This window comes from Neobacillus terrisolis, from assembly GCF_051233475.1.
Lineage (GTDB): Bacteria > Bacillota > Bacilli > Bacillales > Cytobacillaceae > Bacillus_BU.
This window is the reverse complement of the sequence record NZ_JBKFGH010000024.1, coordinates 125,602-141,201: the sequence shown is the minus strand read 5'-3', so window position 1 is coordinate 141,201 and position 15,600 is coordinate 125,602. Positions and strand designations below refer to the sequence as shown.

Genomic DNA, 15,600 nt, shown 5'->3' with positions numbered 1-15,600 from the left:
ACATATAGGCCCTTATTTTCACAAAATGTGCTGTTTTGAGAGGCTATCCGGACACCAGGTACGCTATTTGATCATAAAAAGCCTTTTTTTAGTGATTTTTATATAAATAACGGATCCTGTGTCCTCATAAGTCTAGAAAACAGGTTATTTTATCAAAATAAGGGCCTCAGTGTCCGCTCTATTAGGCGCAGAGGGACGGTTCTTGTGTTCAAAAAGAACACAAGAACCGTCCCTCTGCGCCTAAATATGGTAGAAAATAACAATGCTACATTTCTAAAAAGTTTCACATTAATAAAATCTTAAATTAAAATCGTAATCTATAATTAAACCTAAAGTTAAACTATGCAAATGATAGAAGGTGATTTTTTTTATGCTACAAATTGAAGAGATTTTTACCAGTCATTATGCAAAAAACAAAGAAAACCCTTCCTCATTATTTGTTACGGATAATAAAGGAAATATCTTAATTTCAAATGAATTTACAGCACTAACTTTAGGAATGTCTCTTGAGGAATTGCTTAAGTCCAATGTCGGTGACTTAGTTAAAGCTGGAAAGTATAATCATTCCTTTACTCTTGAAGCTATCGAAAAAAAAGCGCAAGTGACAGGAACAATTGAAACAAAAGTGGGATTTAAAATCCAAAATACAAGTACCCCTCTATTTAAACCCAATGGAGAAATAGATATCGTTGTAACAACATCTGTTGGGCAATTTGAAATGATCGATACGGAATCAACCGAGTTTTCTCCTGGCTGTGTCGACTCTTCTGAAGAAAGAGAATGTGAAGTTGTGGCAGAGAGTTTGATCATGAAACAAATTTTAAAAGCTTGTGATCAAATTGCACCTTATGATTGCAGAGTTTTATTGTACGGTGAGTCTGGTACAGGAAAAGAAGTCTTATCTAAGTACATTCATACGAAAAGTAAGTGTTCCAATGGCCCGTTTATCTCTGTCAATTGTGCTGCAATCCCTGATAATTTGTTTGAATCCGAATTCTTTGGCCATGAAAAGGGAGCCTTTACGGGTGCAAATTATTTAAAACATGGATTAATTGAAATGGCGAACAACGGAACCCTCTTTTTAGACGAGATATCAGAATTACCTTTAGAAAAACAAGCAAAACTGTTAAGGGTGTTAGAGACACAAGAGGTTCGAAGAGTGGGAGGAACCACTAATATAAAAGTCGATTTCAGAGTAATCGCAGCTACAAATCGCAATCTTAAGGAAATGGTAGACAAAGGCTTATTCCGTGATGACTTGTATTATCGGCTTAATGTTATCCCGCTTCATATCCCGCCTTTACGTGAAAGACCACTCGACATTATTGGGCTTGTTAGGAAATTTATTAATGAATTTAATGAAAAATATCAAATAAAGTATAGTGTTTCTGCCAAACAATTCAATTACCTACTATCCCATTCGTGGCCGGGCAATGTAAGAGAACTCAAAAACTTTGTGGAAAGAATGTTAGTGATTGGTTTAAACAACTTTGAGAAACAGGATTCGGTAAAGTCCTTTAGTTTAATGTTAGATGCCTATCTGAAGGAACATATTGTCAATCCCCTTCCTTTAAAGGAACTATTAACAAGAGTAGAGGAGCAATACATTCATTCCATGATTGATGCTTGTGATGGAAAGATAGGCGAAGCATCAAATAAACTTGGGATTCATCGAACGGCTCTATACAGAAAAATAAAGAACGAAAGCTTATATACAGAGTAGGAAAAGCCCTCAAAAGGATTGAAGAAATCTTTTTGAGGGCTTTTTTGTTTGCAAACGTTGCTCCGAACTTTCCCCTTTCAACCAGCCTGTTGCGTGTTTGCTACAAAGCTATTTATTTTTCGTTCCCATCTGTAGCTACTCAGAGACAAAAACAAAATAAAAAAATGTTATTTGCTTATTTTATAGCGTTTTTTAAAGTTGGCACGCTTCTTGCATTATAAGAGGCGTACCAACTTTTTTTAACAAATTCTTAAAGGAGGGTCTTATCGGAACTTGAACTTTCGCCCACTCTTTAAAAAAGCAGGGAATTAAAAAATATTTTTATGATGAAAACGAGGAGTGAGAATTTATGTCTAAGGTCATTTCAGCAACACAAGCAGCAGAGTTAATTAAAGATGGTGATACAGTGGCAGCCAGCGGGTTTGGTTTAGCCTGCTGGACTGAAGAAATTGGCATTGCAGTTGAACAACGTTTTCAGCAAACAGGTCATCCAAAAAATTTGACGGTTATGCATGCCAGTGCTGTAGGGAATCGTCGTGAAAAAGGGATGAGCCATTGGGGTCATCAAGGGTTAATTAAACGTTGGATTGGCGGAATCACAAGCGCTTCCCCTTTATTAGCCAAACTGATAGAAGAAGACAAATGTGAAGCATATAATCTGCCGCAAGGTGTCATCACTCAGCTTTATCGTGAAATTGCCGCAAAGCGCCCAGGGGTTATTACAAAGATTGGTTTAGGCACATTTGTCGATCCGCGCTTGGAAGGTGGGAAAATATCTCCTTCCACGAAAGAGGACATCGTTAAAGTGGTTAACTTTGAAGATGAAGAGTGGCTATTCTACAAATCATTTCCAATCCAGGTTGGGTTAATCAGGGGTACTGTTGCAGACGAAAAAGGAAATTTAACTCTTGAAAAAGAGGGCTTGCACATGGAAGTGCTGCCGATTGCCCAAGCGGTTAAAAACTCCGGCGGGATTGTGATCGCTGAAGTTGAAACAGTGGCAGAGGCGAATTCGTTGAACTCTAGAGATATAAAAGTACCGGGTATCCTTGTTGATTATATTGTCGTATCGAAGCCGGAAAATCATTTTCAAACCGAAAATACAAAATACAACCCTGCATACTCAGGTCATGTAAGAGTTCCTCTCGGAAGTGTTCCGGTGTTACCACTTGATGAAAGAAAGGTCATCGGACGCAGATCGGCAGCGGAGTTAAAAGAGAACACCGTTCTGAATTTAGGTGTAGGGATTCCGGTTAACGTGTCAACGGTAGCTTCTGAAGAAGGTATTATCGATCATATTACTTTGACAACAGAAGCGGGTTCGATTGGTGGGGTGCCGGCAGGTCTTGCAGATTTCGGTCATGCCTATAACAGCGAGGCAATTGTCGACCATCATTCCCAATTTGATTTTTATGATGGCGGCGGTTTGGACTTGTCGGTCCTTGGTTTGGCACAAACAGATGAGCATGGCAATGTCAATGTTAGTAAGTTTGGTACACGGGTTGCCGGCTGCGGGGGTTTTATCAATATTTCACAAACGGCTAAAAAGCTTGTTTTTGCCGGTACCTTTACGGCTGGCGGGTTAGAGCTGAAGGTTGCAGATGGGAAACTCGAGATTGTTAAGGAAGGAAAAGTGAAGAAGTTCCTTAAGAAAGTTCAACAGATTACCTTCAGTGGTGAGTATGCTTCGAAAGTGAACCAGACCGTTATTTATGTTACAGAAAGAGCGGTTTTCGAATTAATCGATGGAAAGATGGTTTTAACTGAAATTGCACCAGGCGTTGATCTGAAGACACATATCTTAGATCAGATGGATTTTGAACCAGTGATTTCTCCAGATTTAAAAGTAATGGACCCTGGTATATTTAGTGAAAATTGGGGCGAACTGAAAAACATAATAAAAGATGAGAAGGTGCTAATCCCATGTTAGATATGAGTTTGACAACCACTCAACAAGAATGGAAAGCAAAGGTTAGGGATTTTGTAGAGGAATATATCATTCCTAATGCTGAGGAACACGATCGAACTGCAGAATTTCCATTAAAGATTGTGGAAGAAGCGGGGAAAGTAGGTCTTTTGGATTTTGCAGTACCAAAGGAATTTGGTGGTCCTGGACTAGATGCTTTAACTGTTTCCATCATCAGCGAAGAGTTAGGGCGCGGTTGTGTGGCCATGCAAACAACCATTGGTGGTAATGGTCTATCTGCATACCCTGTATTATATGGCGGGAATGAAGCGCAAAAGCAGAAATATTTTCAATATATTTTAGATAAAAAAATTACCGCATTTGCTTTAACCGAGCCCGGAGCAGGCTCCGATGCAGGCGCTGTACAAACAACAGCCGTATTGGATGGCGACGAATATGTCTTGAACGGTACAAAATGCTTTTGTACCAATGGAGCCTATGCCAGTGTGATGACACTTATTGCCTCAACCGATCCTTCTAAAGGAACAAAAGGTCTAAGCGCGTTCATCGTTGAAATGGACCGTGAGGGTATTATGGTCGGTAAAAAAGAAGACAAAATGGGGATTCGAGCTTCCAATACTGTAGAAGTAACGTTTAACAATGTTCGAATTCCAAAGGAAAATCTGGTTGGTGAACTAGGTAAAGGCTTTAAGCTTGCCATGATTACCTTGGATTCAGCACGGCTTTCAGTCGCCTCCTCTGCTCTCGGTTTATCAAAACGTGTTTTAGAGGAAACGATTAAATTTGTAAAACAAGAAACCAAGAATGGAAAACCATTAGCGGCTTCCCAATATGTACAATTCAAGCTTGCTGACATGGCAATGCAAATAGAGGCTGCGGAAGGCTTAATTAATAAAACCTGTTACTTGAAAGACAGCGGGAAACGGTATAGCAAGGAATCTGCAATGGCAAAGACTTTTACAACCGATACGGCTATGAAAGTTGCTGCAATGGCGGTTGATTTATTCGGACCTTACGGATATATAAAGAATTCTGTGGTTGAGAAGCTTATGCGAGACGTAAAAGTAATGCAAATCTATGAGGGTTCTAACGAGATTCAGCGAATTGTCATCGCTGGTAACGTTTTGAATGCCTAAGAGAGGATGTTGGACATAAATGAATTTTAATTTAAGCGAAGAACAAACTCTTATCCAGCAAAGTATCAGTGAATTTGCTCAGAGCCTGGCAGGACTATCCGTAAAAGAAATTCTAGCTAGTCTGGCTGAAATTGATTTTTTAGGCGTTTTCTTACCAGAGGAACAAGGTGGGGCTGGTGGTGATTTTACTAGCTATTGTTTAATCGTTGAGGAGCTTGCCAAGGTTTCCGGATCTGCTGCTCTTGCTTACGCATCTCATAATACACAAGCTTCCTATTCTTTGTCTCAATGGGGTTCTGAAGCTTTAAAACAAAAATATCTTCCCCAGCTTTGTAAGGGAGAGAAAATTGGTACTTTCGCATATGGCGAAGGCTGGATTGGCAAAGACATACTGGCAATCGAAACCACTGCAGAAAAAGAAAATGATGGGTATCTGTTAAATGGAGTGAAAACCTTTGTTCTTAATGGTGGAGATAGCGATCTCTATATCGTGTTTGCCAAAACGGGGGAAAGCTTAAGTGCATTTATTGTTGAAGCAGACGCTCAAGGCCTATCATTTTCCGAACCTTACAGAAAAATGGGTTTGGAAGAACTAGATACTGCGACCCTTACTTTAGAAAATGTGTTTGTCCCGGCAGAAAATCTTCTTGGGGAAGAAGGGCAAGGGCAACATATCTATCAATCTGTGAAAGATTTGCATAGCATCAGCCTAGCATCGATTGCGTCTGGTCTTTCTCAAGTTGCAATTGAGAAAAGTATTTCTTACGGGAAAGAGCGCCAGCAATTTAATATACCAATCATTAAATTTCAAGCCCTTCAGGAAAAATTAGGAAATATGTCGGTCAATATCGAGGCTGCCCGCCTGTTGACATTAAGAGCAGCGGCAAGTTTTGATACGGGCGAAGATATTGAAGCATATGGAACGATGGCAAGATACTTTGCATTGAAGACTGGCGAAGAAATTTGCATTGATGCTATTCAGCTCCATGGTGGGTACGGATACAGCAAGGATCTCGGCGTAGAGGTATTGTTGCGTGATCTTAAAGGCATTTCCGTAATTGAAGCGGTCACAGAACCATTAATTTTATCGATTGCAAAACATCAAATCGCGTAAAGGTACTTGATTGTTTGAGACGAGAAACTTTTTTTCTATAAAAATATCAATCTTTATTTTATAAAAAAAATCGTCTTTTCTATCAGTTTAATAGGAGGATAAAAATGAAAGCACTAGTTTGTTATAAATGGATAAAAGATGAAGCGGATATCGTTGTTGATACGGCTAACAAAACATTGAACATGGACAAGGCTAAAAACAAAATCAGTGATTACGACCGTAACGCCTTAGAACTAGGGGTTCAATTAAACGAAAAAAATGACATTGAGGTAGTTTCGTTAACAGTAGGGCAGGGAGTGAAGGCTTCTACTACAGACGTATTAGCTCGCGGAGCCCAAAAAGCCTATTATGTGGAGGCTTCTGAAGTAGATAGCTCAGTCTCTGCCAAGATTATTGCTGAGGCAGTAAAAAAAATTGGGGATGTTGATGTGATTATTTGTGGAGAAGGGTCTGGCGATCAGTATTCACAACAAGTAGGACCAAGACTTGCCGCACTGCTAAACTATCAAGCTGTCACATATGCATCTTCAGTAGAAGTAGACGGGAATGAATTAATCGTTGAGCGGAAACTTGAAGACGGCATTGAGACTGTAAAAGTGCAGGGTCCAGCTGTCATTACTGTTCTCTCTGAAATGAATACACCTCGCATTCCGGGAATGAAACAAATTCTTTCAGCAAAGAAAAAGCCTTCTGAAGAATTAAGCCTGGCGGATCTAGGCTTTACACCGGATAAACTTGAAAGTGGCCTGAAGGTAGTAAACGTTGGACCATCCATCATGGATCGTAAGCAAATTCGATTGAATAGAGGAGAGACCGCTGTTAAAGACGCGGTTAAAGAACTTATCCATTTATTAAAAGAAAACAAAGATATCTAACATAGGAAGGTGTAACAAATCATGAATACTATTTGGGTTATTGCAGATGTTCCGGAACAGGCTTATGAATTAATTTCGAAAGCGGCAGCGATCGGTGGTAAGGTAACCGCGTTTGTAACGGGTAATCAAAGTGTTGCAGAGGAATGTGTTTCATATGGTGCACAAAGCGTTAAGTTACTGGGGCTTCCAGAAGGAACCGTTTGGGAAAATTATGCACGTTCGATAGTTGGATTTGCGGAAGAAAGTCCTGAATTAATTTTAGTAGGAGCGACAAGAAGAGGGAAAACGATGGCTGCTTATTTAGCAGGACTCTTGGATTGTCCTTATATTTCTGAAGCGAAGGGCTTAGAAGTTAATGGTACTTCCGTTGTGGCTTCAAGAACAATTTATGGCGGGTTAGCTGAAAAAACTCTTGAGGTTACGGGACAAACTGTTGTTGTTTCAGTGGAGGCAAACTCTTTCGAAAAGGTTAAGTCAGCAGCTATCGATGGTGATATTGAAAGCTTAATCGTTCCGGAGCCAAACGGAATCGTATTGACAGAACGAAAGGAAAAGGAAGCAAGCTCGGTTAATTTGAGTGATTCCGATGTAGTGATCGGTGTGGGTAGAGGCTTCGGTGATAAAGAGAATTTAAAATATGCTGAAGAATTGGCACAACTTCTAGGCGGTGAATTGGGCTGTACTCGACCTGTAACGGAAGATTTCCATTGGCTGCCTGAAGAAAGATATATCGGAATTTCCGGTGCTGTTATTAAACCAAAGCTTTATTTAGCTGCCGGGGTTTCCGGTCAAATTCAGCATATTTATGGGATCAAAGATTCCAATACCATTGTGGCAATTGATAAAAACGAAAATGCTCCAATTTTTAAAGTAGCTGATTATTATATCGTTGGCGATCTGCAAGAAGTGTTACCTGAAGTGATTGCAGCTATTAAACAAGCGTAACGACTTTGGGGATGGGACAATTTTTAAAAAGTAAAACAGACTAATTCATATGCAGCTTGAAAAAAAGCTTTTTACAACAAAAAGAGGTGTTAATTGGTGTCAGAAAAATATGATGCAATTATTGTAGGCGCTGGTGTTGCAGGCAGTGTTGCAGGATACATTTTGGCGAAGGAAGGGCTTGAAGTTCTAATCATCGAAAGAGGGAACTTCGCCGGGAGCAAAAATATGACGGGGGGCAGACTATATTCCCACAGTCTTGAAAAAATTATCCCGGACTTCGCTAAAGAAGCTCCAGTTGAGCGAAAAGTTACTCGTGAAAAAATCAGTATGATGACGGAAACGAGTGCGATGACGATTGATTATAGTTCCGAATCTCTAGCTGTTCAAGGGAAAGATTCTTATACAGTCCTTCGGGCAGATTTTGACCAATGGCTTGCTGAAAAAGCGGAAGAAGCCGGTGCACAATTGATCCCGGGAATTCGCGTCGATGAATTACTGGTGAAGGACGGTAAGGTGTGTGGCGTCATTGCCGGTGAAGATGAGCTTGAATCTGAAACGGTTATTATTGCAGATGGCGTCAATTCGTTATTAGCACAAAAGCTTGGATTCCGTGGCGAACTTAAACCGCATGAAGTGGCCGTTGGGGCAAAAGAAGTAATTGAATTAGATGAATCGGTAATAGAAGATCGTTTTCAATTAAATAAAGGCGAAGGTGCTGCTTGGCTGTTCGCTGGAAGTCCAACCGCTGGCCGTATTGGCGGAGGATTCCTATATACAAATAAATCCTCGATTTCATTAGGAATTGTTTGTACACTAAGCGATTTAGAAAAATCACCAAAAACCGTAGCGCAAATGCTTGAGGACTTTAAATCACATTCATCTATTCAACCATTAATTAAGGATGGAAAAATGGTAGAGTATTCCGCTCACCTTGTTCCAGAAGCGGGTTATCATATGATTCCCAAATTAGTCGGTGATGGCGTTTTAGTGATTGGTGATGCAGCAGGTTTTTGCATCAACATTGGTTATGCGGTAAGAGGGATGGATTTAGCGATTGCTTCGGCAGAGGCTGCCGCGAAAGCTGTAATTGAAGCAAAAGCAAAATCCAACTTCAGTGAAGCGACTCTTTCTAAATACCAATCTTTATTAGATGAAAGTTTCATCATGCAAGATTTAAAACTATATAAAAAGTTCCCGCATTTTATGGAAAACGAGCGGATCTTTAACCAATATCCAGAAATGGTAACTCGTATGATGGATGACATGTTTGTCATTGATGGAACGCCTAGTAAACCGCTGATGTCAAACATGATGCAGCATGTAAAACAAGTGGGATTAATGAACATCATCAAGGATGGAATCAAGGGGGTTCGGGCACTTTGAGCGTAAATATTGAAGAAAAATTAGGCGTAAACAAGTTTTATGTGGACGAGGAGAATCCCCATATTGTCCTCAAAAAAGAATCAATTGATATGAAGGAATTCAATAAATTAATCATCGCTTGTCCAGCCGGGTTGTATTCCATTAATGAGGATGGCACTGTCCGTTTTGATTATGCGGGATGTTTAGAATGTGGAACGTGCCGTGTCCTATGTGGTCATACCATTTTAGAAAAATGGGAATATCCTCAGGGAACATTAGGGATGGAATTAAGGTATGGCTGATTAAGTTAAAATGGTTCATTTAGTAGGTTTCCTAATAAATGAAAGGAGACTATTGAGGCATCATGCAAAATTTACCTTCTGTAATCGATTTGCTTGATCACTCGGTTCAATTATATCCTGACCGAAAAGCGGTATTTGATGGTCAAAGGAGCATGACGTTTAAAGAGCTGGCCAATGAAGTGGAGCTGCTTGCAAGCGGATTGTCGCAACTGGGAATAGTAAAAGGTGATCGCGTAATGGTCTGTTTGCCAAATTGGCATGAACTAATAACTATTTGTTTGGCGCTTTCCAAACTTGGTTCCATCTTGATCCCCTGTAATGTGAAATACCGTGAACAGGAGTTGGAGCACATCGCCAACAATTCTAAAGCAAAAGCCGTCTTTATTTCAAATGACCAGGAACATCTAAATATTTTTTTAAACAAAAGAGATGGACACCAAATCAACCATATCTTTACGGTTCGTTCAAAAGAGAACGACCTTGCTAGTTTTGAAGAACTGCTAGAGCTCGGAAAAAATAAAAGGGTACCCACTGTTTCTATTGTTCCGGATGATGATGTATTTACGATCATTTATACATCCGGTTCAACCGGGAAACCAAAAGGCGCCCAACTTACTCATAAAAATGTTGTACATGTGGCTTTTTCGACCTCGAAAAATTTAATCGTTACTTGCCGGGATGTCTTTTTTGTACCAGTACCTGCAACCCATGTATTTGGATTAATTACCGGGATTTTAACGGCAATTAGTTCAGGTTCAAAACTAGTTTTTATCGAAAAGTATCATCCCCTTTCCGCACTGCAATTAATTGAAGAGGAGAAAATAACGATTCATCTCGGGGTTCCAACCATTTTTCAGCGGGAATTAACCTATTTGTCCGATATTAAATTCAATTTAAGTTCGTTACGAACAGGAGTTATCGCTGGGGCAGCTGTTCACAAAGAATTAGTAAACAGAATCCGGACGGAAATGAATTGTGACATTGCTATTTCCTATGGGATGACTGAAACCTCTGCAGGAATTACCTTTACAAGTTTTGAAGATCACGATGTGCTTCGGTCCGAAACGGTCGGAAGGGCTGTAGACGGAGCTGTTATTAAAGCAGTAGATGAAAACAAACATGAGGTTCCGGTTGGCGAAGTTGGTGAACTGATCTGCAAAGGCAATGGAATCATGAAAGGCTATTATGAACTGCCTATGAAAACAAGGGAAGCCTTTGATAAAGATGGCTGGTTCTATACTGGAGACCTTGGCACTATTGACGAAAATGGATTTATCCGAATCGTTGGCAGAAAAAAAGAAACGATTAATCGCGGCGGCTATAAAATCTACCCGAGGGAAATCGAAGAAGTATTTATAAAGCATCCTGATGTAATGGAAGTATCGATCTTTGGTGTTCCAGACCCTATTTTGGGTGAAAGAACTTTCGCTGCGATTAAGGTGAAATCACAGTATTGGCAAAACGAAGAGTTAATGAAAGCTTTTATTAAAAGTAAGGTAGCAAAATATAAAATACCCGATAAAATCTGTTTTGTTGACCAATTTCCGTTAACGGATAGCGGAAAAATAAAGAAAACGGAACTTAGAAATATACTTCTGGATCAAATGCAGCCCCAATTAAATTAGCGGAAGCAGGAGATGATTTTGTCTATTTTGTGAAACGTTTCACAAAAAGTTCATATTTTTAGTCGCGTCGGGTAATATTTTCAAACTTGATTGTTTCACTTCAATAACAAAAATACAAAAAATTGCCTAATAATAGGTGATTAATTGAAGGGATGAAATTAAAATGAATAAAGAGATTAATAGATGGGCGGTATTATTAGGTTCAGTTGGTGTCTTGCTTTGTACAGGGTCGATTTATGCATTTAGTGTTTTTGCAGGGCCTTTAAGTGCTGCACACAATTGGACGATGGGTCAAATTATGATGGCATTTACGATCAATGCGGCAATTGGTCCAATTCCAACAATTCTTGGTGGCTTTGCTACGGACCGTGGTTATGCCAAGATTTCTATTTTAGTCGGTGGTTTGTTATTTGGTACTGGATTTATGCTATCTGGATTTGCTTCAAGCCCTGGAATGTTATACCTTACCTATGGAATATTAGCTGGTTTTGGTCAAGGATTTGCTTACTCTGGATGTTTAAGTAATACGATTCGTTTATTCCCAGATAAAAAGGGACTTGCTTCGGGTTTAATTACAGCAGGTATGGGTGGAGCAACAATTATTGCAGCCCCAGTAGCTAATCATCTAATTGAAACATACAGTGTTAATTCTGCGTTTAAATTTATGGGTATCGCTTACGTCATCATTACGATTATCTGTAGTTTGTTTATTAAAGTGGCTCCTGCCAACTATGTTCCAAAAGGGTGGACTCCGCCTGCAGCTGGATCAAAGGCTTTTGTCAATGTGCCTTGGACTGGAATGCTTCGTACGTTTAGATTCTATGTAATTTTACTTATGTTAGCGATCGGTGCTTTCTCAGGTTTAATGATTACATCCAATGCATCAGTTATTGGGCAAAATATGTTTGGATTAACTGCCGCAGCCGCAGCCTTTTATGTAAGTATTTATTCTCTTTGTAATTGCCTTGGAAGAATTTTATGGGGCTTTGTTTCTGACAAAATTGGCCGCTCCAATACATTAATGATCATCTATGCTGTTATTGCAAGTGCCTTATTTGCCTTAGCATCGTTAGATTCAATTGCAGGATTTGTTGTTGGAATTGTTGGTTTAGGTCTTTGCTTTGGAGGAATTATGGGTGTATTTCCTTCCATTGTTATGGAGAATTATGGGCCAGTTTATCAAGGTGTTAACTTTGGGATTACGTTTATTGGTTATTCCACAGCCGCTTTCTTTGCACCAAGAATTGCAGCAAGTATAGCAGCTGCAAATGGCGGAGACCTTACTAATGCATTTTATATTGCAATTGGTTTGGCCATCACTGGTTTGGCGCTAAACTTCCTTTATAAATCCCTTGAAAAGAAACGTTTTAGTGGCGCTCCGGAAACGAAGAAAATTGCTTAATTAAAAGTAGGGTTCGTTTGGGATTAAACTTTTGTAATAGAGTGTAAGAAAATAGGTGATAAGGGTGGATCCGGTTATTGGATCGCTCCTGTCACCTTTTTTCTTTTTAATATCCCAAAACACCAATTAGGAACATTTGCAGTTTGGGTGAATATCATGTTTTGACATACAAAAAGAGGTGGTCTAATCATGATCCCGATGTATCCTTATTATGGTTATCAAACAACTTGTAAACAAACCCCGATTACCTTTCCTCCGCAGCATCAAGAAAGACCAGGTTTAGAGTATTTAATGAATCCTGTCCCCATTTCCGACAATCCACAATATGTTGGAAGTGGAAAATTAAAAGACAAGGTAGCAATTATTACGGGTGGGGATAGTGGAATCGGACGGGCAGTTGCGATTGCTTTTGCAAAAGAAGGAGCAGATGTGGCGATTTCCTATTTGAATGAACATGAAGATGCCCGGATGACGAAGCAAATGGTTGAACATTATGGGCGGAGATGTTTGTTAATTCCCGGAGATCTGCGGGATGAATCGAACTGTCGCAATGTGGTGCGCAGGACAGTGGCCCATTTTGGAAAAATAAATATACTGGTCCTTAACCATGCGATTGTATATCCACAGGAAAGCATCTTAAATATTAGAAGAGAGCAATTAGAAGATACGTTCCGTACTAATATTTTCTCGTTCTTTTTTATTACGCAGGAAGCGTTGCCGCATTTATCACCTGGAAGTTCTATTATTAGTACTTCGTCTGTAGCTGCATTTACAGGAGTTTCCACGTTACTTGATTACTCCTCGACTAAGGGGGCAATTGTGTCATTTACCCGCTCCTTATCATTACAGCTTGTAAAAAATGGGATAAGAGTAAATGCCGTGGCTCCAGGTCCTATTTGGACACCGTTAGTTGTTTCGAGCTTTCCAGCAGAATATGTAACAACATATGGGACGCAGACACCGATGCAACGTGCCGGACAACCGTTTGAGCTTGCGCCGACCTATGTTTATTTGGCATCAGATGATTCATCGTATGTCACTGGGCAAGTGCTCAACGTAGACGGTGGTGGAATTACACTTAATGGGTGAAAAGCAAGGGGACGGTTCTTGTGTTCTTTTTTGAACACAAGAACCGTCCCTCTGTTTATTTTGCCTCTGTTTTTTACATCCATTTTTGTATATAATTGTAAATATGTTTTTAAAATACGAGTTTAATATTGTGATAAACGGAAATAGGTGAGAAAGATGAAAAGGGTATTATTTTTAACGTGTATTTTTATTGCTACATTAGGGTTATCAGTACAAGCGCATCCTGGCCGAACAGATTCAAACGGTGGCCACACTTGTCGAACCAATTGCGGAGATTGGGGATTAAGTTCCGGGGAGTACCATTACCATAATGGAGGAGGAAGTACTTCAACTTCAACATCAACGGAAAGTACGGCTACATCCACTACTTCATACGATAAGGATTGCACCGATTTTTCAAGTTATGATGAAGTAGTAACCTATTGGAACTCAAAAGGATATACCCGATACAATGATCCTGAGAGATTGGACGGTTGGGGAAATGCCGTGGATGATGGAATTCCATGCGAAGCTCCTGGCGGCTATGACGCAGCAAAAATCAATGGTAGTGACGCACAAATTGCTCAACAAACTGCCATTAAAGAAAGAGCCCAAGGGGAAAATGATGGATATACAGCCGGAGTTCAAGCGGGATATGAGGGCCAGTCAAATGAAGCGAATCCAACTGGAGCCACTGCTTATAATGAAGGATACATAACGGGCTTCAATAAAGGTTATGCAGAAGGAAGCAATAAGCTAAATTCCGAGAAAGACGCGGCGGAACAAACAGGGTATGAACAAGGGAAACAACAGGATGAACTGGCTATTCCAGCTAACCTTACGAACGCCCATGTTACAGCATCTTTTGAAAAGGGATTTAAAAAAGGTGTACAGGAACGGGATCAGGTTGAAAAAGAAAAATATAAACAGTTAGGCTATGAAGATGGAAAGAAAGATATTAAAAACGATCCCGAGGGTATTAAAGAAATTTATATAAAAGCATATAACCAGGGGTATAAAAAGGGGCAGCGCGAATTACAAAGTTTTTATCAAAAAAAAGGATATGAGGCTGCTTTTAAAATGTTAAAGTATCAATCTCCAAAGCTTGAAAAAGAAAAATACGAAGCTTGGTATAAGCAAGGATTTGAATCGAACGAGAAAGTAAAAAAGATTGCAGAGGCAGGATTTGAATTAGGGCGTGAAGGGGATGAGTATCGGGTCCCTAGTAATTACAAAACGGCCGAGCTCATTTTTAAGCATAACTATGAACTGGGATATAAAGAATACGAGCAGGAAAAAGAGGAAAACACCAAGGAAGCATCAGCCGGTGCGGGAATCTTGGGATTAATCTGGCTGGGACGCCGGTTTTATGTTGCTAGAAAAATGATTAGTTAGAGGGTGTGGAAATGGGAATTTATCGGACAATTTGTAATAAAGTCGAAGATGTGATGGTTCATTTACTAACAAAAAAACAAAAACTCGATCAAGTGAAAACAAAAGTGGAACTCTATCGAAAATCGAAAGAGGCAGAACGCGCAAAAAAACGGGGTGTTGGCGCTTAGTGTTTTCGGGGACGGTTCTTGTGTTCTTTTTTGAACACAAGAACCGTCCCTCTGTTGCAAAAAAGGGCCTCACATATGTGAAGGCCCTTTTCGTCTTGATTTACAATGTACTATTGGCAAGTACGGTCACTAGTGCACTAATGACAATGGTCATAGCGATGAAAGAAGTATAGAGGAGCCGTTGGTTCCTTTTTTTCTTTCGCATGACTTGTTCCGGAGTGAGGAAATTATTCTTTTTTGACATCAAACATTTCTCCCTTTTGATTTGATGGTAGCTGGCTGGCTTCATTATGTAATAACGGAGGCCCCTGTAGCTTTGCGTCATCACTTTTCAGTGATTTTGCCCTTATGTAACTGAATATTATTATATCAAAAGAGTGTTTTGTGGTCATCCCGAATTTTGTCGAAAATTCAATGAAATTAGCAAAACCCCTATGGAGAAAAATTTTGGCGGACATGAGGGCCCTTATTTTTGATTTTTTCCCCTTGTTTCTTCTTTAAGCGGACATAGGATCTCTTATTTGAATAAAATCTAATGAATCGTGCCCATTTATTCACG

At 39.8% G+C, this 15,600-nt stretch carries 14 protein-coding genes and 1 riboswitch; of the genes, 13 read left to right on the top strand and 1 reads right to left on the bottom strand.

Annotation, left to right across the window (positions count from 1 at the left end; genetic code table 11):
- Positions 1–370 precede the first annotated feature (370 nt).
- From ACI48O_RS15785 to ACI48O_RS15725, 13 genes are all read left to right on the top strand, one after another.
- Positions 371–1,723 carry a sigma-54 interaction domain-containing protein gene (locus ACI48O_RS15785; RefSeq protein ID WP_435562793.1) on the top strand — a complete coding sequence of 451 codons (1,353 nt, stop codon included), beginning with the start codon at positions 371–373 and terminating at the stop codon, positions 1,721–1,723.
- Positions 1,724–2,072: 349 nt separating this feature from the next.
- Positions 2,073–3,653, top strand: coding sequence for an acyl CoA:acetate/3-ketoacid CoA transferase (locus tag ACI48O_RS15780; protein WP_435562792.1), 1,581 nt, complete (start codon positions 2,073–2,075; stop codon positions 3,651–3,653).
- Positions 3,647–4,786, top strand: a complete 1,140-nt coding sequence (locus ACI48O_RS15775; RefSeq protein WP_435562791.1) for an acyl-CoA dehydrogenase family protein — start codon at positions 3,647–3,649, stop codon at positions 4,784–4,786. The genes ACI48O_RS15780 and ACI48O_RS15775 overlap by 7 nt, the downstream gene beginning before the upstream one ends.
- A 19-nt stretch (positions 4,787–4,805) precedes the next feature.
- Entirely contained in the window at positions 4,806–5,900 is a 1,095-nt protein-coding gene (locus tag ACI48O_RS15770) for an acyl-CoA dehydrogenase family protein (RefSeq protein WP_435562790.1), read from the top strand.
- Positions 5,901–6,004: 104 nt separating this feature from the next.
- A complete protein-coding gene (locus ACI48O_RS15765; protein WP_435562789.1) occupies positions 6,005–6,775 on the top strand; it encodes an electron transfer flavoprotein subunit beta/FixA family protein in 771 nt (256 codons plus the stop codon).
- 21 nt (positions 6,776–6,796) lie between these two features.
- On the top strand, positions 6,797–7,720 hold the full coding sequence (locus ACI48O_RS15760) for an electron transfer flavoprotein subunit alpha/FixB family protein (protein WP_435562788.1): 924 nt from the start codon (positions 6,797–6,799) through the stop codon (positions 7,718–7,720).
- A 96-nt stretch (positions 7,721–7,816) separates the two neighbouring features.
- Positions 7,817–9,103 (top strand): FAD-dependent oxidoreductase, encoded by a 1,287-nt coding sequence (locus ACI48O_RS15755; RefSeq protein WP_435562787.1) that lies wholly within the window; start codon positions 7,817–7,819, stop codon positions 9,101–9,103.
- A complete protein-coding gene (locus tag ACI48O_RS15750; RefSeq protein ID WP_435562786.1) occupies positions 9,100–9,384 on the top strand; it encodes a ferredoxin family protein in 285 nt (94 codons plus the stop codon). The genes ACI48O_RS15755 and ACI48O_RS15750 overlap by 4 nt, the downstream gene beginning before the upstream one ends.
- Before the next feature lie 62 nt (positions 9,385–9,446).
- A complete protein-coding gene (locus ACI48O_RS15745) occupies positions 9,447–11,009 on the top strand; it encodes a class I adenylate-forming enzyme family protein (protein ID WP_435562785.1) in 1,563 nt (520 codons plus the stop codon).
- Positions 11,010–11,172: 163 nt separating this feature from the next.
- Positions 11,173–12,411 carry an L-lactate MFS transporter gene (locus tag ACI48O_RS15740; protein WP_435562784.1) on the top strand — a complete coding sequence of 413 codons (1,239 nt, stop codon included), beginning with the start codon at positions 11,173–11,175 and terminating at the stop codon, positions 12,409–12,411.
- A 189-nt stretch (positions 12,412–12,600) separates the two neighbouring features.
- Entirely contained in the window at positions 12,601–13,500 is a 900-nt protein-coding gene (locus ACI48O_RS15735) for an SDR family oxidoreductase (RefSeq protein ID WP_435562783.1), read from the top strand.
- Positions 13,501–13,656: 156 nt separating this feature from the next.
- Complete coding sequence (locus tag ACI48O_RS15730) at positions 13,657–14,874, top strand: YHYH domain-containing protein (RefSeq protein WP_435562782.1); 1,218 nt, start codon at positions 13,657–13,659, stop codon at positions 14,872–14,874.
- An 11-nt stretch (positions 14,875–14,885) separates the two neighbouring features.
- Positions 14,886–15,041, top strand: a complete 156-nt coding sequence (locus ACI48O_RS15725) for a hypothetical protein (RefSeq protein ID WP_435562781.1) — start codon at positions 14,886–14,888, stop codon at positions 15,039–15,041.
- Between the two features lie 100 nt (positions 15,042–15,141).
- Here the strand turns inward: ACI48O_RS15725 and ACI48O_RS15720 are convergent, their stop codons facing one another.
- Positions 15,142–15,285 (bottom strand): hypothetical protein, encoded by a 144-nt coding sequence (locus tag ACI48O_RS15720; RefSeq protein WP_435562780.1) that lies wholly within the window; start codon positions 15,283–15,285, stop codon positions 15,142–15,144.
- Between the two features lie 23 nt (positions 15,286–15,308).
- Positions 15,309–15,396: riboswitch (cyclic di-GMP riboswitch) on the bottom strand.
- Positions 15,397–15,600 lie beyond the last annotated feature (204 nt).

What these genes read in the sequence shown, in the direction of transcription:
- ACI48O_RS15735 (WP_435562783.1), top strand. Translation starts at nt 12,601, where the DNA reads ATGATCCCGATGTATCCTTATTATGGTTATCAAACAACTTGTAAACAA.
- ACI48O_RS15765 (WP_435562789.1), top strand. Translation starts at nt 6,005, where the DNA reads ATGAAAGCACTAGTTTGTTATAAATGGATAAAAGATGAAGCGGATATC.
- ACI48O_RS15745 (WP_435562785.1), top strand. Translation starts at nt 9,447, where the DNA reads ATGCAAAATTTACCTTCTGTAATCGATTTGCTTGATCACTCGGTTCAA.
- ACI48O_RS15740 (WP_435562784.1), top strand. Translation starts at nt 11,173, where the DNA reads ATGAATAAAGAGATTAATAGATGGGCGGTATTATTAGGTTCAGTTGGT.
- ACI48O_RS15785 (WP_435562793.1), top strand. Translation starts at nt 371, where the DNA reads ATGCTACAAATTGAAGAGATTTTTACCAGTCATTATGCAAAAAACAAA.
- ACI48O_RS15720 (WP_435562780.1), bottom strand. Translation starts at nt 15,285, where the DNA reads ATGTCAAAAAAGAATAATTTCCTCACTCCGGAACAAGTCATGCGAAAG.
- ACI48O_RS15730 (WP_435562782.1), top strand. Translation starts at nt 13,657, where the DNA reads ATGAAAAGGGTATTATTTTTAACGTGTATTTTTATTGCTACATTAGGG.
- ACI48O_RS15760 (WP_435562788.1), top strand. Translation starts at nt 6,797, where the DNA reads ATGAATACTATTTGGGTTATTGCAGATGTTCCGGAACAGGCTTATGAA.
- ACI48O_RS15775 (WP_435562791.1), top strand. Translation starts at nt 3,647, where the DNA reads ATGTTAGATATGAGTTTGACAACCACTCAACAAGAATGGAAAGCAAAG.
- ACI48O_RS15770 (WP_435562790.1), top strand. Translation starts at nt 4,806, where the DNA reads ATGAATTTTAATTTAAGCGAAGAACAAACTCTTATCCAGCAAAGTATC.
- ACI48O_RS15780 (WP_435562792.1), top strand. Translation starts at nt 2,073, where the DNA reads ATGTCTAAGGTCATTTCAGCAACACAAGCAGCAGAGTTAATTAAAGAT.
- ACI48O_RS15725 (WP_435562781.1), top strand. Translation starts at nt 14,886, where the DNA reads ATGGGAATTTATCGGACAATTTGTAATAAAGTCGAAGATGTGATGGTT.